This is a genomic window from Pseudorhodobacter wandonensis (genome assembly GCF_001202035.1).
Lineage (GTDB): Bacteria > Pseudomonadota > Alphaproteobacteria > Rhodobacterales > Rhodobacteraceae > Pseudorhodobacter > Pseudorhodobacter wandonensis.
Genome location: NZ_LGHT01000023.1, coordinates 64,590 through 90,383, shown reverse-complemented (window position 1 = coordinate 90,383; position 25,794 = coordinate 64,590). Strand labels below are relative to the sequence as shown.

Below are 25,794 nucleotides of genomic sequence, written 5' to 3'. Positions count from 1 at the left end.
CCCCTAAACGCGGGGCAGGCAAATTATAACGGACCCCTAGATGACCCTTGCCGCGCTGATTATCCTGCTGGCTTTTGCCGCCTATTCCCTGTTCAGCAAATCCATCGCGCGCTCGGTCGTCACTTTGCCTATTCTGTTCACCGCTTTGGGTTTATTGCTGTCAGACAGGCTGAATGCGGCCCTGCCCGCAGCGCTTATCTATGACGGCAAGAAAATTCTTGCCGAAGTGACGCTGGTATTGGTGCTGTTTTCAGATGCCAGCCATGTGCGTTTCAACAAGCTGAAAACCGATTGGCAACTGCCCGCACGCATGTTGGTGATTGGCCTGCCGCTGACCGTGGCCTTGGGTACGGCTGTGGCCTATTGGCTGCATCCGGCCTCGGGCTGGGCGATGGCCTTGTTTACCGCGGCCGTGCTAACGCCGACCGATGCCGCGTTGGGGCAAACTGTGGTGACCAGCGACAAAGTGCCCGGCCATCTTGGCCAAACCATCAATATCGAAAGCGGGTTGAATGACGGGTTGGCGCTGCCATTCGTGCTGTTTGGCGCGGTCTTGGCCTCGACATCGGCGACGGGGTTAGAAACCACCACAGGTTTGGCCCTAGAGGCGCTGCAACAGGTTACCCTCGGGCCCTTGGTCGGTATCACCGTGGGCTGGTCTGCCGCCCGCGCGATGGATTGGACCAAGGCCCAGGACACGATGAATCAGGCCGGCGGCGCCGTAGTTTTCCTCTGCACCGCCTTTATCGCCTATGTTTTGGCGGCGCTGGTCGGCGGCAACGGCTTTATCGCGGCTTTTGTCGCCGGTATGGTTTTTGGCAACAGTTTTCAGCACAACATCCGCACCATCAGCACCTTTATGGACAGCGAAGGCCAGTTGCTGACCATGGCTGCCTTTCTCATGTTTGGCGCGTTTTTGCTGCCTGCGGGTCTGGCCTATGCCACACCGGGCACGCTGCTTTTGTCCGTTCTGTTCCTGACAGTCGTGCGCATGCTGCCGATCTTTCTCTCGCTGGCAGGTACAGGGCTGCCCCTGCGTGAAAAGCTGTTTCTGGGGTGGTTCGGCCCGCGTGGCATTGCCTCGATCCTGTTCACGCTGCTGATGATTGACCAGTTCGACTTTCCCAAAGAAGAGGCCTTTTTGGCCACGGTCTCATTGACCGTTGGCCTGTCAATCCTGCTGCACGGGCTGACGGCCGGCCCTTTGACCAAGCAGATCGACAAACCTAAGCCTCGGTAAACCCGCCCAGAACGCTGGTCAGATTATCACCCAAGGCATCGCAAATATAGCCGCCCTCTTGCACGAAAAGCGTGGGCAACCCCAGCCCCGCAATCGCCGCCCCAATCCGCGCAAAGCCGGGCGTGGTTACGGCCAGCCCTTTGAACGGGTCACCCTCATAGGCATCCAGCCCCAAGGCCACCACAACCACATCCGCGCCAAAGCTGCGGATCTGCGCCAGTGCCGCATCCAAAGTCGCCAAGAACCCCGCATCATCGGTGCCACGCGCCAAAGGCAGGTTCAGGTTATACCCCAAGCCCGCGCCTTCGCCCCGTTCATGCGCGTGGCCCCAGAAAAACGGATAAAACCTTGCAGGGTCGGCGTGGATAGACACTGTCAGCACATCGCGACGGCCATAGAATATGCCTTGTGTGCCATTGCCATGATGCACATCGACATCCAAAATCGCTGGCCGTAACCCGTTGGCCAAAAAGCGTTCTGCCGCGATGGCCGAATTGTTCAGAAAGCAAAACCCGCCGGCCAGATCACCAAAGGCATGGTGCCCCGGCGGACGCGACAGCGCATAGGCCGCCCGCTCGCCCCCCAGCACAACGTCGGCCCCGGAAACCGCAGATTGCGCCGACCAATACGCCGCCTCCCATGTTCCCGACGCGATGGGGCATGCTGTGTCACCCTGATGGTACCCCGCCTGCCCGATTGCCGATTTCGGATAGCTGTCGCCGCGATTTGCGGGATGGATATTGGGAATAACCTCTTCGCCTGCCCCCTCAATCCGCCGCCAGCGGGCATAGATGTTTTGCAGGAATGTCAGATACTCGGCCGAATGGATCGCCGCGATCGGACCCAGCCCCGCATCCACAGGCGCCTGCACCTCGCAGCCCGCCGCGCGCGCGCCTGCCAGCAAAATATCTATCCGCTCGGCCTGTTCGGGGTTGGGCAAAATTGCCCCGTTGGCCATGAAATGGCGCGGTGTATGCTTCCATTGCCGGTCGTCAAATATCGCTTTCATGGCTATCCTTTCAGGCGCATCAGCGCTGCGCCGTGCAAAATCATATTGGTATCGGCCTGCGCCTCAAAACCCGCGCGGGTGTAAAACGCCTGGCCGCCCGCATTGCTGTCATAGACTGACAATTTCACAAAAGCCGGTTCCCATTCACGCAAAGCACGCGCCAGCAACTGCTGCCCCAGCCCTTGCCCGCGACAATCTGCATCAACCCAAAGATCCGACACAAACAGCCCCAGCCCCCCCCGCGTGGTGGAAAACAAAGGCGACGCCAGCAGCGCCCCCACCGGCACTTCACCGCGCCGCGCCAGTAGCGCCTGCCACGCAGGGGCCGCGCCAAAGCCTGCGGCCTCTAACGCCGAAACGCTGGCCAAATGCGTGTCGCCCAAATCTTGTGACAATTGCGACAAGGCCTGATGCAACAGGGCCACATCGTCACAGGTCACAGGTGAGATCGTAATTCCAGTCACATCGCCGTCCTATCTGCGCCCTTCAGCTGCAGCATCTCGCGCACCTCGGCGGGCGTGGCGACAGTGCGCCCCAAAGCCTCGACAATGCCACGGATTTTCACAACTTGCTCGGCGTTTGACCGCGCCAGAACCCCGCGTGAGATCATCAAACTATCCTCAAGCCCCACGCGGACATGGCCGCCCAAAATCGCCGACATGGTAATCAGTGGCATCTGGTGCCGCCCCGCCGCCAGCACCGAAAACATATAGTCATCTCCGAACAACCGGTCGGCAATCAGCTTCATATGTGTCAGGTTTTCCGGGTCCGGCCCCATGCCACCCAGCACGCCAAACACGAATTGAATGAACAATGGCCCCTGCACCAGCCCCCGATCTTTGAAATGCCGCAGCATATAAAGGTGGCTGATGTCATAGCACTCAAACTCGAACTTCGCCCCACGCTGCGTGCCCATTTGGTCCAGCACATGCGCCATATCGCGCGGCGTGTTTTTGAACACCAGATCGTCCGAGCCTTCCAGAAACGGCTTTTCCCAGTCGAATTTCCAATCCGTAATCTTCGCCGCCGCCGGATAAAGCGCGAAATTCATTGTTCCCATGTTCAAACTGCACATTTCGGGCGCGGCCTGTTTGGGTGCGGCAAGCCGTTGGTCCAACGTCATCGTGGCACTGCCGCCGGTGGTAATGTTCAGCACTGCATCTGACGCCTGTTTGATCCGTGGCAAAAACGCCATGAAATGCTCGGGCGCGGCCGAAGGCCTGCCATCAACCGGGTCCCGCGCATGCAAATGCAATATTGCCGCCCCCGCCTCCGCGGCATCCACAGCGTTTTCAGTGATTTGATCGGGTGTAATCGGTAAATAAGGCGACATGGAAGGCGTGTGAATTGACCCCGTAACCGCGCATGTGATGATAATCTTGGACATTCAGGCCACACTTGCGGGCAGTTCCGCCACATATTGCGCCAGTGACCGGTCCAGCAAATCGGTGATCTCATCCAGCTGCGCCTCGGTCGTGATCAGCGGCGGGCAGACAAGGAAATGATCACCGGACGTGCCGCCCCGCGTGCGGCGGGAATAGATGATCAGGCCGTTGTCATAGGCAATATCGACCAAGCGCGCATGGGCATTCAACGCCGGGTTCAGCGGCGCCATTGTCTGGCGATCGGCCACCAGTTCAAATGCTGTCAGCAGCCCCTTGCCGCGCACATCGCCGATCAGGGCATAGCGTTGCATCAAGCCCCCTAGCCGCCGCTGCAAGGCTGCACCCATGCGGGCGGCGTTTCCGGCCAAATCGCGCTTGGCAATCTGGGTCAGCACCGCCACCCCCGCCGCACAGGCCAGCGGGTTGCCCGCATAGGTAAAGCCGTGAATAAACCCGCCATTGGCCATGACGGCCTCGACCATGTCATCCCGTGCAATCATCGCCCCCAGCGGCGCATAGCCCGCGCCAAACCCTTTGGACAGCGCGATCAAATCCGGCGTTGTGCCCCAATGCTCGGCGCCGAAAAACCGGCCCGTGCGGCCGCCGCCTGTCATTACCTCATCATGGATCAGCAACACACCATACTGGGTACATATCTCGCGAATACGCTGCATATAGCCCGCAGGCGGCACCAAAGCACCTGTTGAGGCCCCACCCACCGGTTCCACAATAAAGGCCAAAACCGTTTCTGGCCCCTCTTGCAAAATCGCTGTTTCCAGCATGTTGGCATAGTGCAAGCCCGTCGCGGGGTCATCCATATCCAACCCGTCCAGATAGGCCCGCGGGGCCGGAATTTTCGGCATCCGCTGCATCATCGGATCAAAGGGCGCGGCCATCGGCGCATAGCCGGTAATCGCCAGCGCGCCCAGCGTGCAACCGTGATAACTGGGATAGCGCGAGATCACCTTGAACCGCTGCGGCTGCCCTTGGGTAATCACATATTGCCGCGCCAGCTTCAGCGTGCTTTCCACCGCCTCGGACCCGCCGGACACGAAAAACACCTTGTTCATCCCCTCGGGCGCCAGATCCGCGGTCATCCGCGCCAGTTCTTCGGAACTCTCGGTCTGAAAATGCAAGCGATAACCAAAAGTGGATTTATCCATCTGCGCCCGCATCGCCTCCAGAACCGCAGGGTCGGAATGGCCAAGGTTTGACACCATCGCACCGGACGAGCCATCAATATAGCGCTTGCCGTTCACATCCCACATGTAGATGCCCTCGGCGCGGTCGAGAACGGGGCGCGGGGATTTGGTTTGGTAAAACAGGTTGCTCATATCAGCCCCCGTTCCGCGCAAGATGCTTGCGCAGGAAATTGCGGGTGCGTTCTTCCTTCGGGGTTTTGAAAATAACCGAAGGCGGGCCTTCCTCAACCACAACCCCTTGGTCCATAAACAAAACACGGTCACAGACCGAGGCCGCAAAGTCCATCTCATGCGTGACGATGATCATGGTCATGTGCTCTTCGGCCAGTTGCTTCATGACCATATTCACCTCTTCGACCAGCTCAGGATCAAGGGCGCTTGTCGCCTCATCAAACAGCATCACCTTGGGTTTCATCGCCAAGGCCCGCGCAATCGCAACCCGCTGCTTTTGCCCCCCCGACAGCCGCGAAGGGTATTCGTCAATCTTTTCCAGCAACCCCACTTTGGTCAGCTGCTCTTCGGCCAGCTTGTTCGCCTCGGCCTCAGACAGCCCTTTCAACATGCGCGGAGCAAGGGTGATATTGCCGCGCACAGTAAGGTGCGGAAACAGGTTAAAGTGCTGAAAAACCATACCAATATCTTGGCGCACCTGATTGACGTGCTTTTCGTATTGGCGATGCGGCAGCTTGCGGTTGATCTGCACGCCTTCCAGCCACACCTCGCCCGAGGTCAGCGGGTCCAGCTCGTTTATCGCGCGCAGCAGTGTCGATTTACCCGAACCAGACGGCCCGATAATCGCGACGATCTGCCCGCGATCGACGGTCAGGTTGATGTCTTTCAATACCTGCAATTTGCCAAAACTCTTGGCGGCATTCTTGATTTCAACGAAAGCAGATGTCATCCCGATCCCTTTTCCTTAGCGCGAAGCGGCAATGCGGCGTTCCAGCCGGCGCAGGCCAGCCTCTAGCGCGAGGTTGATGATGTAGTAGCAAAAAGCGGCAGCAAGATAGAATTCAAACGGCCGGTAAGTGCGCGAAATCGCCTGCTGAGCGGCAAGTGTCAGCTCCATCACGCCGATCACCGAGACCAGCGCGGAATCCTTTAGCAAGGCGATCATATTATTGCCCATCGGCGGTATCACGGCACGCACGGCTTGCGGAATGATAATCCGCCGCAGGGTTTGCCCGCGCGACAGGCCCAACGTCCGCGCGCCCTCATACTGGCCCTTATCCACCGCCAGAATAGACGCCTGAATCAATTCGGAATTATACACCGCAAAATGCAGCCCCAAACCGATGACCCCGGCAACAAAGGCAGGCAGATCGATGCCAATCTGAATAAGGCCGAAGTAGATCAGAAACAATTGCAGCAACAACGGTGTGCCCATGAAAAGCCATGCGAAACCCCGCATCGGCAGGCGGATAACCCAATGGCCATAAAGCGCGGCCACCGCAAAAATGATCCCGCCGAAAAACGACAGCAACCCCGCGCCAATGGTGATGGCAATTGTCCAGCCCATGCCTTGCAAAAGCACGCCGAAGTAGCTGGGCACTACACTGAAATCAAGCCCCATGGTGATGCCCCTTCATGTAATCCGCGCCTTGCGGTCTAGCCAGTTAATCCCTTGGCCAACCACGTAAATAATGATCATGTACAAAGCACCCGACAGCAAAAACATCTCAAACGGTTTATAGGTGCTGCCAATATAGCGCTGCGCCGTATAGGTCAGTTCAATCACCGAGATGGCCGCAACCAGCGCCGTGCCTTTGATCAGCGCGTTAATGTTCACCCCCAGCGGCCGGATCATCATCCGCATCGCTTGGGGCAGCACAACCTTGCGCATGGTCTCCCAGCGGCTCATCCCCAGCGTGCGTGCAGCCTCGGTCTGGCCCTTATCGACCGATTGGATCGCGCCACGCATGGTTTCGGCCATATAGGCGCCGATATTGACGCCAAGCCCAATCACCCCCGCCTCAAACGCATCGAGCTGAATGCCAATCTGCGGTCCACCGAAATAAAAGATGAAAAGCTGAATCAACGCCGGCGTGCCACGAAAAATGCTGACATAGGTGGCACCGATTGCCCGCAAGATCGCGCTGCGCGACATCCGCGCCGCCGCCCCCAAAGCCCCGCAGATCAGGCCCAGAATGGTGGTTAGAACCGACAGCTCTATCGTGACCCAAGCCGCCTCAAGGAAAAACGGATAGACCCGCAGGATAAGTTCAAAATCCATGCCGCCCCCTAATGATGATCGGTGCGCGGCAAAATCGGCAACGCGCGGATTTCACGGACAAGGGCGGTGGTTTCCTCAATCGCCGCAGCTAAAAACTTCTTGCCATTCCCGGCCGTTGCCACCGTCGGGTCGCCCATCGTGCCATCGGGTGACACCGCCGACCACCACCGCATCAGCATGGCGCCGCCGCCTTTGCCCGCCAGATCGAGGTTGAAAAACTTGCTGTTCGCATCATGCACATTTTGCGTAGCGGCGCGGGACAGATCGACCCGCTCGGGGTGCAAATGCATATACATCGCCGCCTCAAATTCACCGGCATGGGCAATCCCGCCCATCTCGGACGTGCGAATCTCATTAATTCGTGCCGACATCAGGTTCCAATAACTGGCCGAGACGCAGATAACCCCCGTCTCAATCACCGTTTTCCGCGCCGCAAGGTCCAGAACCGGATGGTTGGACCCGTGGCTGTTCAACAGCAAAATCCGCCGAAAGCCGTGATGCGCCAATGACTTGCAAATATCACAGACAAAGGCGATCAGCGTTTCGGGCTGAATCCAGATTACCCCCGGAAAATCCTTATGATGCTCGTTGAACCCATAGGGCACAGCGGGCATCACAAACACCTCATCCGGTGCGGCCGCCGCCACGCCCTCTGCCACAGCCATGCCCAAAACCGTATCGGTATCCAGCGGCATATGCGGCCCGTGATCCTCTGTCGCCGAGACGTTCAGAATAACCACGCGGTCCTTATCGGCATCGCGCACGTTTTCCCATGTCAAATGTCCGTAAGTTGTCGTCATGCGCGGCCCTCTAGGTAAAAATGGCCCGCCGGAATGCCCGGCAGGCCAGATTTCACAGTTCAGCGAATGTCGCCGCCGACCCATTCGTTGGCGATCGCAAGATAGGTGCCGTCTTCCATCATGCTGTCCAACGCAGCCTTCATCGCTGCCGCCAGTTCCGGGTTACCTTCACGAATAGCAATCCCTGCGCCCACTGGCACAGCCGACGGGTCATCAATCACCGCGAGGTCATATTGGCCGGCTTTCATCGCCAGCATCACCGGAATCGAATCGTTCACAATCGCATCGACACGGCCATTGGTCAGCTCCAGCAACAGCTCGGGCAGGCCTTTGTAGGTGTTGATGTCATAGCCTTGGTCCCGCGCCCATTGCTCATGCGTCTCGCCCAAGGTCACGCCCACTTTCACGTCTTTCAACTGCTCGACGCTCGTAATTGGCGAACCCTTCTTGGTGAAAATCGCACGCTTGGTGGTGTAATATGGCCCGACAAAATCAATCACCTTGTCACGTTCCTCGGTGATCGACATCGAGCCTACAACAGCGTCGTATTTATTGGCCAGCAAGCCTCCGATAATGCCATCCCAGGCAGTGGTGATAATCTCGGTCTTCAGGCCCATCCGCTTGGCGATCTCGGTACCGATCGCCGGGTCAAACCCCACAACTTCGTTCTTTTCATTCACAAAGTTAAAAGGCGGGTACTGCCCGCTCATCGCAATCTTCAAAACGCCGCGCTCTTTGATTGCGTCCAGCTCATCGGCAAAAGCCGCAGGTGCCAGCGCCATGCCCATAGCAGCCACACCGCCTGCAAGAACGGTACGGCGCAGAATGTTTCCAATTTTGCTCATGTTCAGTTTTCTCCCGGTTGAATGTTTGTTTTTGGGCCGCCGCGCTGCTTTCACAACCAAAGGCGATCAATGACACATAAGTTGCATTGACTGGCATCATAGGGCAAATAGATAATAAAAATGGTTTGGATAGATCTTGTCTATGCTGAAAAAATACGAACAGCGCCTGCCCTGGCAACTCGATTGGAACCTGCTGCGCACCTTTATGGTTGTGGTCGATGAAGGCGGCATCACGCCCGCCGCCAATTTCCTAGGCCTGAAACAACCCACCATTTCAGCAGCGCTCAAACGGCTTGAGGATAGCTTTGGCCGCAAATTGGTGAACCGCTCGCCCAATCATTTCAGCGTCACCCCCCTCGGGCAGGTGCTCTATGCCGAGGCCCGATCAGTCTTTGGCACCATCTCGCAACTGCCCAATCTGATGAGCGGGATGGACGACCAAATCACCGGCCATATCAGCATCGCTGTTGCCAGCCATGTCGTCTCACGCCACTTCGATACCGTGCTGGAACAGTTCAACGCCGCACACCCGCAGGTCACCTATTCCATCTCAACCATAGACAGCGCCGAGGTTATCGCCCATGTGCAGCAAAACCGCGTCACTCTGGGCATTTGCCTGCTGCAAGAACCACCTTTGCGGCTGGAAACCCAAGTGCTTTACCGCGAATATTTCGGCTTTTACTGCGGCCCCAAACACCGGCTTTTTGGCCGCGACGATATCCGCCTGACCGAATTAAAAGGCGAAAATGCCGTGTCTTTCCAGACAGATGAGGTAAACGGCCCACTCTTTGGCGTCGCAGGTCTGCGCCAACAACTCTGCATGAAACCGGGTTTAAAAGGCATCTCCTCCAGCCTGCCCGAGGTGCGGCGGATGATCATCTCCAACATCGGCATCGGGGCGTTGCCTGTCCACGTGGCCCAGCGCGACGTCGCCCAAGGTCTGCTTTGGCAATTGCCGCCCTATTCCAACCTGCCTGCGATTGACATCTACCTGCTCACCAACCCCAAACGCACCAAAAACGGGGCCGAGGCGGGCCTGTTACACAACCTCAACGCCACGCTCACCCAGACCCCTCTGTCAGAGCGCACCTACCGCTAAAGCTCCACAAAAAGACCCCGCTTTCTGTTCGGCACAAATATCCTCAGGGGGGAATTCGCCGTCAGGCGAAGGGGGGCGCGAGCGCCCCCGCTTCTTCACTTGATAATCGTCTCCGGCCCCATGATTGACGTTGGCAACCAGGTTGAAAGAAACGGGATATAGGTGATCATGATCAGGAACACGAACAACACCGCCAAAAACGGCAGCGACGCCCGCACCACCCGCATGATCGGCATCCCCGCCACGCCCGAGGTCACAAACAGGTTCAACCCGACCGGCGGCGTAATCATCCCGATTTCCATGTTCACCACCATGATGATGCCCAGATGGATCGGGTCTACCCCCAGCTCAATCGCGATCGGGAACACCAACGGTGCGACAATCAGAATCAGCCCCGACGGTTCCATGAACTGACCGCCAATCAACAAGATCACGTTGACGATAATCAGGAAGGTAATCATCCCCAGACCAGCGCCCAACATCGCCTCGGTAATCTTTTGCGGAATCTGCTCATCCGTCAGAACATGCTTCAAGATCAACGCGTTGGCGATGATGAACATCAAAGTGATGGTCAGCTTGCCGGCCTCGAACAGCGTCGCCTGTGTGTCCTTGTGGAAAAAGCTGGTCAGTATCGCCTGCGGCTTGCGCCACAAGGCTACATTGCCCGCATCATCCTGCAACGGCCCCATATCGCGATAGATAAAGTTCGCAACAAAGAACGCGTAAACCGCAGCGACCGCCGCCGCCTCGGTGGGCGTAAATATCCCGCTGGTAATGCCCGGAATGCCATAGAGACCGACCATGATGATCGCAATCAGCATCAGCCCCCAGAACGCATCGCGGAAGCTTTCCCACACTTCGCCCCAGCCGTTCCAATCGCCCTTGGGCAGCTTTTTCACAATCGCAATACCCAAAATCGTCGCCATCAGCATAAAGCCTGCCAACAATCCCGGAATAACGCCTGCCAAAAACATCCGCCCGACCGAAACATCGGTCGCCGAGGCATAAACCACCATCACAATCGACGGCGGGATCAGAATCCCCAGCGTGCCTGCGTTACAAATGACGCCCGCCGCGAAATCCTTGGAATACCCAACCTGCCGCATCGCCGCAATCACAATCGACCCGATTGCCACAACAGTTGCCGGCGAAGACCCGGACAAAGCCGCAAACAGCATACAGGCAAACACGCCCGCAATCGCCAGACCACCCGGCAAATGCCCCACGCAGGCAATCGCAAAGCGGATAATCCGCCGCGCTACCCCGCCCGTCGACATGAATGACGAGGCCAGAATAAAGAACGGAATGGCCAGCAGCGTCGCGTGCCCTTCCATCGCCTGATACAAAGTCTGCGCAATCGAGGCCAGCGACGTATCGGAAAACATCAGCAAGAACAGAATGGAACTCAGGCCCAGCGATACCGCAATCGGCACGCCGATCAGCATAAAGCCAACGACCATCACAAATAAAAGTATGACTTCCATGGCTTATTCCTCGTAATTCATGTGGCGAACATCTTCGATTGCGTCTTCCGCCTCATGGCTCACGATCAATCCCTCACGCTCTCCGGTCACAATGCCCCACCCCGCCTGAACAAAACGGAACAACAACAGCGCACTGCCAAAAGGCAGCATGAAATAGGGGATAAACCGTGGCAGCTTGCCATAGGCCTCGCCCGCGTTGAACGTGCCTTCGATAAACCGCAACCAGTCGGGCATCGGAATGGTTTCCGTCTCATACCAACCTTGGTCGCGCGTTTTTATAAATCCTTCGGGAAACCAGCGCCCGCCGGTTTGCTGAAACCCGCCAAAGGGCGCCCAGTAATCCCACGCGCCTTTCATCAGCAAAACCGCGTAGAGAATGCACAGCGCCGCCGCGACCAGCGCCAGAATGCGCCGCGTTTTGCCGGGAAACATCACGATCACCGCATCGACGCCCAAATGCGCCGTTACCTTGACCGCATAAGACATGCCAAACAGCACCAGCCAGGCAAACAGCGACAGCGTGAATTCAAACCCCCAAAAGATAGAGCTGTTGAACCCGTATCGCAAAACCACATTCGCGAATGTCAGCAAGGTCATCAGGCCCAAAATCACGGCAATTGCCGATTCTTCGAATGTGTTGACAACGCGGCCCAAGGCCGTTCGCGGCACGTATTTCGTGCTCATCGCATCCCCTCCCAAGGAAGTGTGGGGCGGCGCACAGATCCCTCGGCGCGCCGCAAATGCCGTGCTTAGTGCTTGGCGTTGATCGCCTGTGCGGCGTCAATGTTGTCTTGGCCAACGCCTTCGGCAAACTTGGCCCAAACCGGTTTCATCGCATCAACCCAGGCTTGGTTTTGCTCTGGCGTCAGTTCACGAATAACACCGCCGGCATCGATGATCGACTGGCGCGCCGCGAGGTCAACCTCGTTCACCGCAGCGTTGCGTTCCACCGTGACCTCTTTCAAGATCGTCAGCATCTGGTCGCGAATGGCTGGGTCAAGGCTGTCCAGCCAATCAACAGATGCGACGACCATATAATCCAGCAAGCCGTGGTTGGTTTCGGTTGTGCCGTCTTGGACTTCATAGAACTTCTGGCCATAGATGTTCGACCAGGTGTTTTCCTGACCGTCCACAACTTTGGTCTGCAACGCACCATAAACTTCCGAAAACGCCATTGGCTGCGGGCTTGCGCCCAGCGCTTCCATCTGCGCGACAATCACGTCAGATGGCTGCACGCGGAATTTCAGCCCTTTGGCATCTTCCGGCACTAGCAATGGCTTGTTGGCCGAAAACTGCTTCATCCCGTTGTGCCAGAACTGCAAACCTTGCAAACCGCGGCGCACCATCGAATCTTTCATGGCTTGGCCGGTTTCCGAATTCTGGAACTCATCCACAGCGGCGATGTTCTTGAACATGAACGGCAGATCGAAAATCTGGAAAACCTTGGTGAAGGCTTCGAATTTCGACAAGGACGGCGCAGCCAGTTGCACGTCGCCCTGCAACATTGCCTCAAGCACTTGGTCGTCATCATAAAGGGTCGAGTTCGGGAAAACCTCAACGCAGGCTTTGCCGTCCATCTCGGCGTTCACGCGGTCGGCAAACAGTTGCGCGGCAATCCCTTTGGGGTGCTTGTCCCCGTTGGTCACATGCGCAAATTTGATCTTAACTTCGCCATCATCACAACCCGCGCTTGCAAAAGCTGCAGTTGTTGTCAGTGCCAATGCGGCGGCAGTCATGGCTAGATTGGTGAATTTCATGTCTCTCTCCCTTGTTAACGTCGGTCTTGATGACCGTTTGGCCATACAGTCTTACGGGTTTCTCTTGGTATGTCACGGAAGTTTTGCAAAACATGTCTGCACATATGCAAACAGAGCCACTGCTTAATTGCGCAGCGTCTGCATTCCCTCCGTCACGTCCTCCTCCGAATGGGCGCAGCATGCTGCCCCTCGCGCAAGCTTGGCCATAATTGGCACGAATACCAATCCTTTTGCGCTAACAGCGCAGCAATCATGCGGAGAAATCTTGCCAAACCTCTGGCGGAATGCTGCCAAGGCGGGTTCTGGCGGGTGTTTTAGCGCCCGAGGGCCAAATCAATGGCCCTCGCACTCTTCCATTTCGCTTCGGTCACTTCCGGCCAGTTCAGCGCGCTGGCGCCATGCCGCGCAATTCTGCGGCACCAATCACGCGACCCTCGGCCGCTGAAATCTGCGCCGCCATGCCCATGACCACGGCCCACCACCCATCGTCCAGCCCGACTTCGGGCTTGGCACCATTGGCCACCACATCAGCAAAGCCGCGGTGCTGATAGAATGTCGATCCGTTATGGTCGCCCGCCGCCAACAGCGACGGATCAACCGGCACGTCCAGCACAATCGGGCCGGCGGGGTCACGCGGGCTTACAGTTACCTGCGGCACAGGTGCTGCCCCCAGATGCGCAGGCCAGAACCGGCCCGGCCCCGGCACTTGGCATTCAATCTTGCCCTTTGGCCCAACCGCGCTGATCTCTTCTTGATAACGCGAGCCTTCGGCGAACATGCACAATTCAAGCATCGCACGCATGCCGTTTTCAAAATCGACAATCACATAGGCATTGTCCCAAATGTCCGATTTCTCGCCGTTATACACCTCATCCAGATGGTTCACGTTCTGCCCACCCGAGGCCATGATCTGCACAGGGTCACAGCCCGCAATCAAACGCATCAGATCAAAGAAATGGCAGCATTTTTCAACCAGCGTGCCACCCGAGTTACGGTTAAAGCGGTTCCAATCGCCGACCTTTTCCAGGAACGGAAAACGATGCTCGCGGATGGTCAACATCTTGATGCCACCGGTCGCCGCCTCGGCTTGCGCAATCAGGTGCGCCACTGGCGGCATATAGCGGTATTCCATCGCCACCCAAATCGGCGCAGGGTATGCTGCCCGCAATGCGGCCAGACGCGGCGCATCGGCAGGGTCGGTGAACAATGGTTTTTCACACAACACCGGCAGGGGGCGAATCGCGGCGATTTCTTCCAGCTGTGCCAAGTGCATGAAGTTCGGGCTGACAATCAGCAGGCAGTTCACCGCCTCAACCGCCAGCACCTCGGCCACCGACCCCACCATCACCGCATCCGGCACCAAGGCCTGTGCCCGCGCGGCCATATCGGGGTTCGGCTCATAAATCGCCACCACCTCGGCCTGCGGCAACAGGGCGATGTTGCGCAAATGCTCTTGCCCCATCATGCCGCAACCGATGATGCCATACCGAACCGTTTTCATTCTGATTTCCTCATGTTTGACGCATCCTCCTGCGTCTTCTTTCAATTCTCGACGCGTTACACGGCGTCGGGTCTCACTTCAAACGCGCGACATATTGCGCGATATTGGGGTCGTACCACGTCCAAGAGGCCTCGGCCGTTCGGCCATCCTGCCCCCAACTGACGCGGGTAATCTTTGGCAAAGGCATGCCTGCCCCATGCGGAAAATCCTCTGGCACCCAATCGGGGCAAGGCCCTTGGCCCACCCGATCCTCGGCCCGCGCAATCCACAGGCCCAGCCGTTCGCGGTAATACAGATACAACGATTCCGAGAGATCGCTTTTCGCGATCACCGGCACATAGCTGCCATCCAGCCAGATCTCTTCAATCGCTGCCAGCTTGCCCGATAAAAAGCGCATCCGCCGAATCCGGTGGCCTTCGGCACTTTCGCCAAACACGGGCAGGTTCTCGTCTTTCACGCGACGCTCGACCGACAAAACCCGCGCTGTGGGCAAACCACCCCCCGCCACCAGTTCCAGCCGGAACATCGCATAGACCGAGGCGGGGTCTGTCACGGCACGAATGTAATTCCCCGAGCCTTGCACCCGCACCAACATGCCTTTGGCCACAAGTTCCTTTAGCGCCTGCCGCAACGTGCCAACGGCTATCCCCAGCTGCGCCGCCATCTCACGCTCGGGCGGCAATTTCTCGCCATCAATCAATCGCCCAGCCGCGATGTCACGGATCAGCAATTCGCTGATCTGCATGAACATGGGCAAGGAACCGGGGGCTGGCATTGGCTGCTCCAAATAAATTGATACAGTATTGATCTACATCAAATGCGATGCTACGCAAGTGAAAAGCTGAATCTCAGGGAGAGAGAATCAATGACTGTCGTTCCAATCACATCACCCGATCTGGATGCCGCCGAGGTAAGCTGGTTCGCGGCCCTCTGTTCCGATGATTACCAGTTTCTTGGCCAACCCGATGGCGCGCTGCGCTCGTCCTGGGAACATTGCTCAAGCATCGTGAAACGCGCTGAAAAGCACGGGTTCCGCAACATTCTCTGCCCGTCTTCCTACCAAGTCGGTCAGGATACGCTGTCTTTCGTGGCAGGCTGCGCGCCAATCACCGAAAACATCAATTACCTTGCCGCCATCCGGTGTGGTGAGGTGCAGCCGGTCATGCTTGCACGCACCGTGGCAACGCTGGACCATATGCTAAAGGGTCGCCTGACCCTGAACGTCATCTCCTCGGACTTTCCGGGTGAGGTGGCCGAAAGCAAATTCCGCTATAAGCGCAGCCATGAGGTCGTTGAAATCCTGCGGCAAGCATGGACCCAAGATCACATCGAATATTCAGGCGACATCTATCAGATCAGCAAACTGTCGGCTGACCCTGCCAAACCCTACCAGCAAAACGGCGGCCCTCTGCTGTATTTCGGCGGCTATTCCCCCGATGCGCTGGAACTGTGCGGCGCGCAATGCGACGTTTACCTGATGTGGCCCGAACCCAAGGACCAACTGGCCCAGCGTATGCGTGACGTACACGCCCGCGCCGAGGCGCATGGCCGCACGCTCGACTATGGTTTGCGCGTCCACATGATCGTGCGCGATACCGAGGCCGAGGCCAAGGAATACGCCGATTACATCGCCAGCAAACTGGATGACGAATACGGCAAACTGATCCGCGACCGCGCGCATGACAGCATTTCGCTTGGCGTGGCGCATCAGGCCCGCGCCCGCGAACTGGCCGACCAGTTCGGCTATATCGAACCCAATATGTGGACAGGTATCGGCCGCGCCCGTTCGGGCTGTGGCGCTGCCCTTGTCGGGTCAACCGATCAGATTATGTCAAAGCTTGAGGATTACCAGAAAATGGGCATCCGCGCGTTTATCTTCTCGGGCTACCCGCATCTGGATGAATGCGATCATTTTGGCACCAAGGTATTGCCGCAGCTTAAAACCTGTTCATTGCCACATGCTTACGGACGGGTGCCAGCCAGCACACCGGCCACACCACTTGGAAACGGGGAACGGCGCTAATGGAACGGATTACACTGGGCAAAATCGAGTTGTCGCGGCTGGTTTATGGCATGTGGCGTTTGGGCGATGATGCCGACACCAGCGCCAAGCACGTGCAGGCCAAGATCGAGGCCTGCCTTGCCCAAGGCATCACGACCTTTGACCAAGCTGACATCTATGGCGGGTATGAGGCCGAGGCCCTGCTGGGCCATGCCCTGCGTGCAGCTCCACATCTGCGCGACAAGATGGAAATCATCACCAAATGCGATATTGTGGCACCGGTTGGCCGCCATTCTGCCGTACGGGTAAAGCATTATGATACCTCGGCCGCGCATATCAACGCCTCTGTGGATGCCAGCCTGAAAGATATGGCGATTGACCATATCGACATGCTGCTGATCCACCGCCCTGACCCGCTGATGGACCATATGGAAACCGGCGCGGCACTGGATGCTTTGGTGGCTTCGGGCAAGGTGCGTGCGGTTGGGGTTTCAAACTTCCGCCCGTGGGATTTCACTTTGCTGCAGTCCGGCATGAAAACACCGCTGGTCACCAACCAGATTGAACTTAGCCTTGTGGCGCATGACGCCTTTACCAATGGCGACATCGCGTTTCTTCAGGAACGCGGCATTGCGCCGATGGCATGGTCGCCGCTGGCCGGTGGCCGCCTGCTGGCGGAATCGGGCGAAACCCTGCGCAACCGCCTAACCGAGATTGGCGCCGCACATGGCACCGATTGGTCGGCAGCCGCGGTTGCATGGCTGCTGCACCATCCGGCCCGCATCATTCCGGTGATGGGAACCAACAGCTTGGCCCGCATTTCGACAATCGGCGCGGCGATGGATATCAAGCTGGACCGCCAGACGTGGTTTGAACTGTACACCATGGTTCTGGGGCATGAGGTCGCCTGATGACGACAGCCGACGAGACCTGTTTCATACCCGACCCCAGCCAGCAACGCGCGTTTCGCGATGCCTTGGGCTGCTTTGCCACTGGCGTCACGATTGTCACCACGCAAACCGAACACGGGCCGATGGGCTTTACCGCCAACAGCTTTGCCGCTTTGTCGATGGACCCGCCTTTGGTGCTGTGGTCGCCCGCGAAATCGTCACAGCGTTTCGCGCATTTTTCGGGCGCAAAGCACTATGCGATTCATGTGCTGGCCAATGACCAGCCCGACCTGATCCAGCGCTTTATTCGCGGCGGGCTGGGGTTCGAGGCCATGTCCTTTGCGCATAACGCCGAAGGGGTGCCGCTTATCCCCAACACGTTGGCACGGTTTGAATGCGAACAAAACGCCACCTATGAGGGAGGCGATCATCTGATCGTCGTAGGTCGCGTGCTGCGTTGCGCCATGCGTGACGGCGCACCACTGGTGTTTACAAAAGGTCAGTATGGCGGGTTTACCGCCAACTGAAACGCCCCCGCAGCCATAAGGCCGGGTGAAATGGGAGGAGAGCGCCATGGGCGCAGTTTTAAGCCTGACCAACGGGCTGGGGATGGTCAACGCCGCCCTGTTAACCCTTGGTCGTCGCATCGGTGCAGGTATGGTTGCCGCAATGGTGATCATCATCCTGTTGCAGGTGTTTTTCCGCTACGTCCTTGGCAACGCGCTGGCATGGCCCGAAGAGGCCTCGCGCTTTTTGATGCTGTGGATGACCGGCCTTATGGCGCCCACTGCCTTTCGTCGCGGCGGATTTGTCTCTATCGAAATGCTCACCCGGCTTTTGCCCACCGCCGCCTCGGCCATCCTGTCGCTTTTGCTGCTGGGCCTATCGCTTGTTGTGCTGATCTCCGGCCTCAAAATCGGCTGGGCCGAGGTCACAGGCTTTGGCGGGCGTTTTGCCACCGACAGCCTGCACTACCCCACATCACTTGATTTCAGCACCATGGAAAAGATGCCGAAAAGCTGGATGATGCTGTCGATGGTTGTCGGCCTCGGCATGCTGATTTCGGTCTGCATAGAGCTGATTTTGCGCAGCCTTGCCACACTGACAGGCCGCGCTGAAAACCTGATCGAGATCCCCTTTACCGTTATGGGAGGCGCAGAATAATGCTGTCCCTTTTCCTGCCTTTGTTCCTTGTTTTCCTGCTGCTTGGCCTGCCGGTGTTTTTCGGTCTGATCGCCGCCCCCGCTATTTTGCTATGGCTGAATGGTCAGGAACGCGACATCGTGCTGCTGTACCGCAACGTCTATAACGGCATGGACAGCTTTCCGCTGATGGCGATCCCGTTCTTTATGCTGGCGGGCGAGGTGATGAACAAATCCAACATCACCATGCGTCTGGTTGAATTTTCACAGGCGATGATGGGCCATTTGCGCGGCGGGCTTGCGCATGTAAACGTGCTGTCGTCGATGCTGTTCGCAGGGCTGTCCGGCTCGGCCGTGGCCGATGTTTCGGCGCTGGGGTCGATGCTGATCCCCGCGATGGAAAAGCAGGGCTATACCCGCAGCTTTGCCGCCGCAATCACGGCTGCAAGCTCTATCATCGGGCCGATCATTCCACCTTCGGGCATCATGATTATCTATGCCTATGTGATGGGCGAAAGCGTGGCCGCGCTGTTTCTTGCGGGCATCGTGCCGGGTATCCTGATCGGTGGCGGCCTGATGCTGATGATCCATTTCCTTGCCGATAAATACAACCTGCCCGCCCGCACCCAGCGCGCCACATGGGGCCAACGCGGACAGGCCAGCATCAAGGCCATCTGGCCCCTGCTTACGCCAGTTATCATCCTTGGCGGCATCTTGGGCGGCGTCTTTACCCCGACCGAGGCGGCAGCGGTTGCGGTTGGCTATTCCACCCTCATCGGCTTTTTCGTCATGCGCACATTGAAACTGGGCGACATGCCGGCAATCCTGACCAATGCGGGCATGACCTCGGCTGTGGTCCTGTTGCTGGTGGGCGCTGCCATGGCGTTCAAAACCGTGGCCAGCCTTAGCCACACACCTGAACTGCTGGCCGAAATTATCCTTGGCCTGTCCGATAACCCGCTGATTTTGCTGTTCCTCATCAACCTCTTGCTGTTCGTCGTCGGCATGTTCCTTGATGCGGGCCCCGCGATTATCATCCTCGGGCCAATCCTCGGGCCAATCTTTACCTCGCTCGGGGTCGACTCGGTGCATTTCGCCATCATCATGGCGGTCAACCTGACCGTAGGCCTGCTGACACCGCCGATGGGCCTCGTGCTCTTTGTCACCTCATCCGTCTCGGGCCTTCGGGTTGAAACCATCGCCCGCGCCACGCTGCCCTTTCTCGCCGTCGAAGTGCTGGTGATCTTTATGATCACTTACATCCCGGCGATCAGCCTCACCGTCCCGCGCCTTTTCGGGTTCATCCACTAACCACACGACCAATCACTAGGGAGAGAAGACCAAATGAAAACCACACTGAAAACCCTGATGCTCGCCACGCTATTGGCAGGCACATCCACCATGGCACTGGCCGAGGCAATCACGCTGCGTGCCACCGCAAACAGCAACGAAGCCGACGAAGATTATGACGGCCTTGTCGTGTTCAAGAACTATGTCGAGAACGCTTCGAACGGCGACATCAAGGTTGAACTCTTCATCGGTACCCAGCTTTGCGCCAAAGGCGACGAGTGCCTGGCCGGCGTGGCAGATGGCTCGATCGACATCTACATCTCGACCTCGGGCGGTGCAGCGGGCCTGTTCCCCTACATCCAGGTTCTCGACCTGCCATATTTGATGAGCGATGACCGCGTGGCTGAAACTGTGCTGACCAGCACCGATTTCACCTCAAATCTGCGCAATATGATTTTGGCCGATTCCGGCGACAAAATCCGCCTGATGACCATCGGTAACACTGGCGGCTGGCGCAACTATGCCAACACCAAAAAGCAAGTTCATGGCCCGGCTGACCTTGCCGGCCTGAAAATGCGCACCGTTCCTGCCGACCTGCCACAAGAAGCGGCCCGCGCAGTGGGTGCCGCACCAACACCAATCGCATGGCCAGAGCTGTTCACCTCGCTGCAAACCGGCGTTGTTGAAGGCACCGCAAACGGCATCACCGACATCATGAACATGAAGTTCCCTGATGCCGGTCTGAAATACCTGACGCTTGATGGCCACAGCTACATGGGTGCCTTCTGGTGGATGGGCCAGGACCGTTTCGCCAGCATGACAGACGCACAAAAGCAAGTTGTGGTTGACGGCTTTGCCGCCTTGCAACAGGCAACTTTCGCCAGCCCGAAGCGCAAGGAAATTCAGGCCTATGCTGATTTCAAAGCTGCGGGTGGCGACATCTATGTGCCAACAGTCGAAGAAAAAGCTGCGTTCAAAGCCGCTGCTGCGCCTGTGTTTGAATGGTTCAAATCATCGGTAAAAGGCGGCCCGGAAGTTCTGGCAAGCTTTACCGCAGCCGTTGACCAAGCGCAGGGCGTGGTTGACGCCGAACGCGCAATGGAACTGAAATAAGCCGCACCAAGACGTGCGTTAAAACTTCGGGGCGCGCGGGAAACTGCGCGCCCTTTACATAAAAAGCCGTACAATCCACGGTGCGATGATCGCCGTCAAAACCGCGTTCAACCCCATGCCGATACCGGCAAAGGCCCCCGCCGTCTCATTCACCTGAAACGCCCGCGCCGTGCCTATCCCGTGCGAGGCCACACCGACAGCAAAGCCCCGCGCCTGCCAGTTCTTGATCCGCAACAGGTTCAGCAAAGGCGTCGCCATGACCGCCCCCATAATACCGGTCAAAATTACCAAAACCGCCGTCAGCGTTGGTGACCCGCCGATTGCCTCAGACACGCCCAAGGCAACAGGCGCTGTGACCGATTTCGGGGCCAGCGACAACAACACCTCGCCGCGCACGCCCATCGCATAGGCAATGCCCAGCGCCGAAATGATCGCCGTAACCGACCCCGCAACCAGTGCCCCGATCATCGGAATGGCCGAGGCTTTGATCTTGCCAAGATTTGCATATAGCGGCGCGGCCAAGGCCACCGTCGCAGGGCCAAGCATAAAGTGAACAAACTTTGCCCCTTCAAAATAAATCGGATAGGGTATCCGCGCCGCCCAAAGCAATGCGGCCAGCAAGACAACCGCAATCAACACCGGATTGACATAGGGGCGCTTGCCCGAGGCGCGAAACAACGCATCACCCACCGCATAGGCAACCAAAGTCGCGGTCAGCCATAGCAGCGGCTCTTGCGCCAGATAGGTCCATATTTCGGGCAGGCTGTTCATGCGCGCCCCCCCACCAGCCGCGCCAAGCCCACGAACACCAGCGCCCCCACCGCAATCGACAGCGCTGTGCTGACCAAAAGCGCCAACAAAATCGGCAAGCCGTCTTGGCCCAGCTTATCCAGATGCGCCACAATGCCCACACCCGCAGGCACAAACAGCAACGACAGATGCGACAACAGCCCGTTAGTGGTTGGCTGTACCGCTGCCGCCACTTTTGGCGCCGCGATGAAAAAGACCAGCAGCAAAACCATGCCAATCACCGGGCCCGGTATAATAAGCCCCAACCCGCGCGACAGGGTTTCGCCCGCCAATTGAAACGCCAAAAGCATGGCCAGATGGACGATCACGCCAAAACCCCTTTCAAACTGTGCCGATGGCCAAGGGTTAGTCTGCAGCCATCGTAAAAGGCAAATCCTTTGCCGCCGCGTGATACCATTTGCGAATGGCTGCCCGCTCGGGCGCCTCCATGAACGACACATTGGCCGGCGGCATTGCCTCGGTCGCGCCGGCCTGAATAAAAATCAGACGCGCGTTTTTGGCAATATCGGCAGGGGTTTCCAGCAAAATCCCTTTGGGCGCGCGGTGGATGCCATCATAGCCCGGCTCGCGGGCATGGCACATCGCGCAACGCCCCGGAATGATTGCGCTCGCCTCGTCAAACCCCTCGGCACTTGCAAATATCTGCTCACGCGGGGTCAGGGCGCGGGCTTCCGACTCTTCATAACTGTCTTGCATCAATGGCGTGGTAGATAGCGCCATGATCAGAATAAACAGCACCACAGTCACCAGCCACGTCCAATGCGGGCCAACGCCTGTGGCGTGCATGGTGTTAAAGTAATGCCGGATCGTGACGCCCATCAAAAACACCAAGGCCGCGATCAGCCAGTTATACTCGGTCGCAAAGGCCAGCGGGTAGTGGTTGGACAGCATCAAAAAGATAACCGGCAGCGTCAGATAGTTGTTATGGGTTGACCGCAGCTTGGCAATCTTGCCGTATTTCGCATCGGGCACCTGCCCGTTCTGCAAATCCTTTACCACAATCCGCTGGTTCGGCATGATGATGAAAAACACGTTTGCCGTCATGATCGTCGCGGTAAACGCGCCCAGATGCAGCAAGGCCGCACGGCCGGTAAAGATCTGGTTATACCCCCAAGCCATTGCCACCAGCAGCACAAACAGCAGCACCATCAGCAAGGTCGGTCGATTGCCAAGGCTGGATTTGCACAGAAAATCATAGATCAGCCAACCCAAAGTCAACGACGCCGCCGAAATCACAATGCCCTGAAACACCGACAAATCGGCCTTTTGCGCATCAATCAGGTACAGCTCGGCCCCCGCCCAATAGACGATCATCAACAAAGCCGCACCCGAAACCCAGGTCATATAGCTTTGCCATTTGTGCCAGATCAGGTGGTCGGGCATATTGGCAGGCGCGACCAGATATTTCTGGATATGGTAAAACCCGCCACCATGAACCTGCCATTCCTCGCCATAGGCGCCCTCGGGCATGTTCGGCACTTTGCGCAGCCCCAAATCCAGCGCGATAAAGTAGAATGACGCACCAATCCACGCCATCGCGGTGATGACATGCACCCAGCGCACGGCAAACCCAAGCCAATCCCAGATGATCGCCGCCTCATGCATGTCACTCTCCTTTTAGTTTCGCAAAGGTTAAACTGTCACTTGATTTGATTGTATTACAAAAAGACTTCTAGCTGTTTCAAAATAGTACTAACAATAGCCTATGGCATACTTGGACAACATCCGAACCTTTATCCGTGTCTATGAATTGGGCAATATGTCGTCGGCTGCCCGCGATATGCGCATTTCTGCGGCCGTCGCCTCGGCGCGTATTTCACAGCTAGAGGAACATCTTGGCGTGCGGCTGTTTCAACGCACCACGCGAATGCTGAACCCGACCGAGCAGGGCAACATCTTTTACCCCGGCGCGCGCAAAATCCTTGAGGCGGTGGATGAGGCCGAAGATGAGGTAAACGAGGTCACACTGGCCCCGCGCGGCGTTTTGCATGTCTCGGCGCCGTTGGGTCTTGGCCGCCGCTTGATCGCGCCCGAGGTGGCCGCCTTTCACACCGAATATCCGCTGATAAAAATCCGCCTGCGCCTGTCGGATCGCAAGATTGATCTGGCGACCGAAGGGCTGGATGTTGCCTTCTTTCAAGGCGTGCCCGAAGATTCCAGCCTGCGCATCCGCAAAATCGCCGATTGTGAACGGGTGCTTTGCGCCTCGCCCGCCTATATCGCGCAGCGCGGAACGCCCAAAACCATCGCAAGCTTGCGGGCCGAGCATGCGTGTTTGAACCTGCGCTATCCCGGCGCGCCCGAATTCCAATGGCCGCTGCAAACCAAAGAGGGTGTAAAGCGCATCGAGGTCAGCGGCCCGTTTGAATGTGATGACGGCGATGTGCTGACCAATTGGGCGCTGCAAGGCCTCGGGATAATCATGAAACCGCTGTTCGAGGTCGCAGACCACATCAAGGACGGGCGCTTGGTAACAGTGCTGCCCCAGCACCCCCCCGTGCCGATCCAGATGGCCTGTCTCTATTCGCATCGCCGCAAACAAGACCCCAAGGCGCGGTTGTTCATTGACTTTATGGCCACTCGCATTACCAAAAGCATCGGCGATTTGCGGCAGGCTCCATCTGCCTAAGCCGCCCCCCAATGAAGGAGACCACGATGCTGATAGGCCTGAACCCGCTGCTGTCACCCGACCTCTTGCACGCGCTTGCGGCGATGGGCCACGGTGATGAAATCGCGATTGTCGATGCCAATTTTCCCGCCACCACCTGCGCCAAACGCCTGATCCGGATAGATGGCGTCTCGACCACCGCCGCCTTAGAGGCCGTGCTGTCGCTGTTGCCGCTCGACAGTTATGTCGAACACAGCGCCAATGTGATGCAAGTGGTCGGTGACGCCAAAGCCGTGCCGCCGGCCGTCGCTGAATTCACCGCAATGATCGGCACGCGGGCGCGCGTCGGCTCGGTTGAACGCTTTGCCTTTTATGAACGTGCCAAGCAGTGCTTTGCCATTGTGCAAACCGGCGAAGGGCGGCTTTACGGCAATATCATCCTGACCAAAGGCGTCATTCCGGCGGCATAGCATCGGACGGGATAAGCGCATTCACCCGCAAAGACCCCAGCAAAGTCGCCTTGGAGGTCAGTAAATGGGCCGAGGCCGCAGCCACCGCGGCCGCCTCGTCCCGTCTTTTCAGCGCTTCGATCAAGGTCAGATGCTCGGCAATCGCAGCCTCGTTGCGGTGCCGCTCCATCTTTTTATCCCATTGGTAATGATAGTGAAAAATCAATGATATGCTCTTTTGAAACTGCGACACAAAGCGGTTTTCAACCACCGAGTTCAGCGCCATATGAAAAGCGCCATCCAATGGCGAGAAATCATGGAAATCGGTGTCAATCCGCGCGGCAAGATCGTGGTGCTGGCGTTCCAATGCATCAAGTTCGTCCCAGATCGCATGGGCTTTCGGCAGCTGCACCAGTTTGCGCACGGCGTTCAGTTCCAGCAGCGCCCGCAGCTCGGACAGCTCGATCGCGTAATCAGCAGTAAACCCCAGCAGCAGCCAACCGCCCCGTGGCCTGCGCGCCACCAACCCCGTTTGCGCAAGGCCCGACAGAAACTCTTGCAACGCGTGGGGCGGAACAGAAAATTCCTTGGCCAGCTTTGCCACGTTCAAAGGCGTGCCCGCAGGCACGTCAAATCGCAAAATCCATTCCAGAAAACATCTTTCAAGCACGTCACGCGGCACATAATCCCCGCGCAAGGGCAATCTGTCGGCTTTCACCGGCAAACGCAGGATGGTCTTTTCGCGGCCCTGCCAATGCACCACGCCCGCGTCACATAGCGCTGTAAGCACTGTCCGCACAATCGTACGGCTTACCTTCAACTGCTCGGCCAGCGCCGTTTCAGCAGGCAAACTGTCCCCCACCTGATGCTGACCGACCAATGTTAAACAATCGTTAAAGGCAGATCGAAACCGCTCATCCGTGCGCGCCATTTGC

Annotated in this window: 28 protein-coding genes; 10 read left to right on the top strand and 18 right to left on the bottom strand. The window is 57.7% G+C overall.

Going from position 1 to position 25,794, the window contains the following annotated elements; genetic code table 11:
- The first annotated feature begins 40 nt into the window (after nt 1–40).
- Nucleotides 41–1,240 (top strand): cation:proton antiporter, encoded by a 1,200-nt coding sequence (locus tag AKU79_RS03540; RefSeq protein WP_050522200.1) that lies wholly within the window; start codon nt 41–43, stop codon nt 1,238–1,240.
- Here the strand turns inward: AKU79_RS03540 and AKU79_RS03535 are convergent.
- The 9 genes from AKU79_RS03535 to AKU79_RS03495 are packed head-to-tail and all read right to left on the bottom strand — an operon-like array spanning nt 1,227 to nt 8,714.
- Nucleotides 1,227–2,249: a histone deacetylase family protein gene (locus AKU79_RS03535; RefSeq protein WP_050522199.1), complete on the bottom strand. Its 1,023-nt coding sequence runs from the start codon at nt 2,247–2,249 to the stop codon at nt 1,227–1,229. The two genes, AKU79_RS03540 and AKU79_RS03535, sit on opposite strands and share 14 nt — an antisense overlap.
- Before the next feature lie 2 nt (nt 2,250–2,251).
- On the bottom strand, nt 2,252–2,713 hold the full coding sequence (locus AKU79_RS03530; protein WP_231580090.1) for a GNAT family N-acetyltransferase: 462 nt from the start codon (nt 2,711–2,713) through the stop codon (nt 2,252–2,254).
- Nucleotides 2,710–3,636 carry a BKACE family enzyme gene (locus AKU79_RS03525; protein ID WP_050522198.1) on the bottom strand — a complete coding sequence of 309 codons (927 nt, stop codon included), beginning with the start codon at nt 3,634–3,636 and terminating at the stop codon, nt 2,710–2,712. Before AKU79_RS03525 ends, AKU79_RS03530 begins: the two co-directional genes overlap by 4 nt.
- On the bottom strand, nt 3,637–4,968 hold the full coding sequence (locus AKU79_RS03520; protein WP_050522197.1) for an aminotransferase family protein: 1,332 nt from the start codon (nt 4,966–4,968) through the stop codon (nt 3,637–3,639). It lies immediately after the preceding gene.
- Between the two features lies 1 nt (nt 4,969).
- A complete protein-coding gene (locus tag AKU79_RS03515; RefSeq protein WP_050522196.1) occupies nt 4,970–5,737 on the bottom strand; it encodes an amino acid ABC transporter ATP-binding protein in 768 nt (255 codons plus the stop codon).
- 15 nt (nt 5,738–5,752) lie between these two features.
- Nucleotides 5,753–6,409, bottom strand: coding sequence for an amino acid ABC transporter permease (locus AKU79_RS03510; RefSeq protein WP_050522195.1), 657 nt, complete (start codon nt 6,407–6,409; stop codon nt 5,753–5,755).
- Between the two features lie 12 nt (nt 6,410–6,421).
- Nucleotides 6,422–7,069 carry an amino acid ABC transporter permease gene (locus tag AKU79_RS03505; RefSeq protein WP_050522194.1) on the bottom strand — a complete coding sequence of 216 codons (648 nt, stop codon included), beginning with the start codon at nt 7,067–7,069 and terminating at the stop codon, nt 6,422–6,424.
- Between the two features lie 8 nt (nt 7,070–7,077).
- The gene (locus AKU79_RS03500; protein ID WP_197087217.1) at nt 7,078–7,869 is read right to left on the bottom strand and encodes a creatininase family protein; all 792 of its coding nucleotides are present in this window, start codon (nt 7,867–7,869) and stop codon (nt 7,078–7,080) included.
- Between the two features lie 59 nt (nt 7,870–7,928).
- Nucleotides 7,929–8,714 (bottom strand): transporter substrate-binding domain-containing protein, encoded by a 786-nt coding sequence (locus AKU79_RS03495; RefSeq protein ID WP_050522192.1) that lies wholly within the window; start codon nt 8,712–8,714, stop codon nt 7,929–7,931.
- Nucleotides 8,715–8,856: 142 nt separating this feature from the next.
- Between AKU79_RS03495 and AKU79_RS03490 the strand changes: the two genes are divergently transcribed.
- Nucleotides 8,857–9,813 (top strand): LysR family transcriptional regulator, encoded by a 957-nt coding sequence (locus AKU79_RS03490; protein ID WP_197087215.1) that lies wholly within the window; start codon nt 8,857–8,859, stop codon nt 9,811–9,813.
- Nucleotides 9,814–9,908: 95 nt separating this feature from the next.
- Here AKU79_RS03490 and AKU79_RS03485 read toward each other — a convergent pair whose 3' ends face one another.
- From AKU79_RS03485 to AKU79_RS03465, 5 genes are all read right to left on the bottom strand, one after another.
- Nucleotides 9,909–11,297 (bottom strand): TRAP transporter large permease, encoded by a 1,389-nt coding sequence (locus AKU79_RS03485; protein WP_050522191.1) that lies wholly within the window; start codon nt 11,295–11,297, stop codon nt 9,909–9,911.
- Nucleotides 11,298–11,300: 3 nt separating this feature from the next.
- Complete coding sequence (locus AKU79_RS03480) at nt 11,301–11,981, bottom strand: TRAP transporter small permease (RefSeq protein WP_050522190.1); 681 nt, start codon at nt 11,979–11,981, stop codon at nt 11,301–11,303.
- A 65-nt stretch (nt 11,982–12,046) separates the two neighbouring features.
- Nucleotides 12,047–13,054 carry a DctP family TRAP transporter solute-binding subunit gene (locus AKU79_RS03475; RefSeq protein WP_050522189.1) on the bottom strand — a complete coding sequence of 336 codons (1,008 nt, stop codon included), beginning with the start codon at nt 13,052–13,054 and terminating at the stop codon, nt 12,047–12,049.
- 382 nt (nt 13,055–13,436) lie between these two features.
- Nucleotides 13,437–14,555 carry a Gfo/Idh/MocA family protein gene (locus AKU79_RS03470; RefSeq protein ID WP_050522188.1) on the bottom strand — a complete coding sequence of 373 codons (1,119 nt, stop codon included), beginning with the start codon at nt 14,553–14,555 and terminating at the stop codon, nt 13,437–13,439.
- A 73-nt stretch (nt 14,556–14,628) separates the two neighbouring features.
- Complete coding sequence (locus AKU79_RS03465; RefSeq protein ID WP_197087214.1) at nt 14,629–15,330, bottom strand: GntR family transcriptional regulator; 702 nt, start codon at nt 15,328–15,330, stop codon at nt 14,629–14,631.
- A 90-nt stretch (nt 15,331–15,420) separates the two neighbouring features.
- Between AKU79_RS03465 and AKU79_RS03460 the strand changes: the two genes are divergently transcribed.
- The 6 genes from AKU79_RS03460 to dctP are packed head-to-tail and all read left to right on the top strand — an operon-like array spanning nt 15,421 to nt 20,992.
- Nucleotides 15,421–16,578, top strand: a complete 1,158-nt coding sequence (locus AKU79_RS03460) for an LLM class flavin-dependent oxidoreductase (protein ID WP_050522186.1) — start codon at nt 15,421–15,423, stop codon at nt 16,576–16,578.
- The gene (locus AKU79_RS03455; RefSeq protein WP_050522185.1) at nt 16,578–17,468 is read left to right on the top strand and encodes an aldo/keto reductase; all 891 of its coding nucleotides are present in this window, start codon (nt 16,578–16,580) and stop codon (nt 17,466–17,468) included. Before AKU79_RS03460 ends, AKU79_RS03455 begins: the two co-directional genes overlap by 1 nt.
- Entirely contained in the window at nt 17,468–17,974 is a 507-nt protein-coding gene (locus AKU79_RS03450) for a flavin reductase family protein (RefSeq protein ID WP_050522184.1), read from the top strand. The genes AKU79_RS03455 and AKU79_RS03450 overlap by 1 nt, the downstream gene beginning before the upstream one ends.
- A 46-nt stretch (nt 17,975–18,020) precedes the next feature.
- The gene (locus AKU79_RS03445; RefSeq protein ID WP_050522183.1) at nt 18,021–18,611 is read left to right on the top strand and encodes a TRAP transporter small permease; all 591 of its coding nucleotides are present in this window, start codon (nt 18,021–18,023) and stop codon (nt 18,609–18,611) included.
- Nucleotides 18,611–19,900: a TRAP transporter large permease gene (locus AKU79_RS03440; RefSeq protein ID WP_050522182.1), complete on the top strand. Its 1,290-nt coding sequence runs from the start codon at nt 18,611–18,613 to the stop codon at nt 19,898–19,900. The genes AKU79_RS03445 and AKU79_RS03440 overlap by 1 nt, the downstream gene beginning before the upstream one ends.
- 33 nt (nt 19,901–19,933) lie before the next feature.
- Entirely contained in the window at nt 19,934–20,992 is a 1,059-nt protein-coding gene (gene dctP / locus AKU79_RS03435) for a TRAP transporter substrate-binding protein DctP (RefSeq protein WP_050522181.1), read from the top strand.
- A gap of 54 nt (nt 20,993–21,046) precedes the next feature.
- On the opposite strand, the gene AKU79_RS03430 is transcribed toward dctP, so the two are convergent.
- From AKU79_RS03430 to AKU79_RS03420, 3 genes are read right to left on the bottom strand one after another with little or no spacing between them, the layout of a single operon-like run.
- Nucleotides 21,047–21,763, bottom strand: a complete 717-nt coding sequence (locus AKU79_RS03430; protein WP_050522180.1) for an LrgB family protein — start codon at nt 21,761–21,763, stop codon at nt 21,047–21,049.
- Complete coding sequence (locus AKU79_RS03425) at nt 21,760–22,110, bottom strand: CidA/LrgA family protein (RefSeq protein ID WP_050522179.1); 351 nt, start codon at nt 22,108–22,110, stop codon at nt 21,760–21,762. The genes AKU79_RS03430 and AKU79_RS03425 overlap by 4 nt, the downstream gene beginning before the upstream one ends.
- A 37-nt stretch (nt 22,111–22,147) precedes the next feature.
- Nucleotides 22,148–23,407 carry a urate hydroxylase PuuD gene (locus AKU79_RS03420; protein WP_050522178.1) on the bottom strand — a complete coding sequence of 420 codons (1,260 nt, stop codon included), beginning with the start codon at nt 23,405–23,407 and terminating at the stop codon, nt 22,148–22,150.
- 100 nt (nt 23,408–23,507) lie between these two features.
- On the opposite strand from AKU79_RS03420, the gene AKU79_RS03415 reads away from it, so the two are divergent.
- Nucleotides 23,508–24,431, top strand: a complete 924-nt coding sequence (locus AKU79_RS03415) for a LysR family transcriptional regulator (protein WP_050522177.1) — start codon at nt 23,508–23,510, stop codon at nt 24,429–24,431.
- An 11-nt stretch (nt 24,432–24,442) separates the two neighbouring features.
- Nucleotides 24,443–24,880: an RbsD/FucU family protein gene (locus AKU79_RS03410; protein WP_331458369.1), complete on the top strand. Its 438-nt coding sequence runs from the start codon at nt 24,443–24,445 to the stop codon at nt 24,878–24,880.
- On the opposite strand, the gene AKU79_RS03405 is transcribed toward AKU79_RS03410, so the two are convergent.
- The gene (locus AKU79_RS03405; RefSeq protein WP_050522176.1) at nt 24,864–25,790 is read right to left on the bottom strand and encodes a GntR family transcriptional regulator; all 927 of its coding nucleotides are present in this window, start codon (nt 25,788–25,790) and stop codon (nt 24,864–24,866) included. The two genes, AKU79_RS03410 and AKU79_RS03405, sit on opposite strands and share 17 nt — an antisense overlap.
- Between the last annotated feature and the right edge of the window lie 4 nt (nt 25,791–25,794).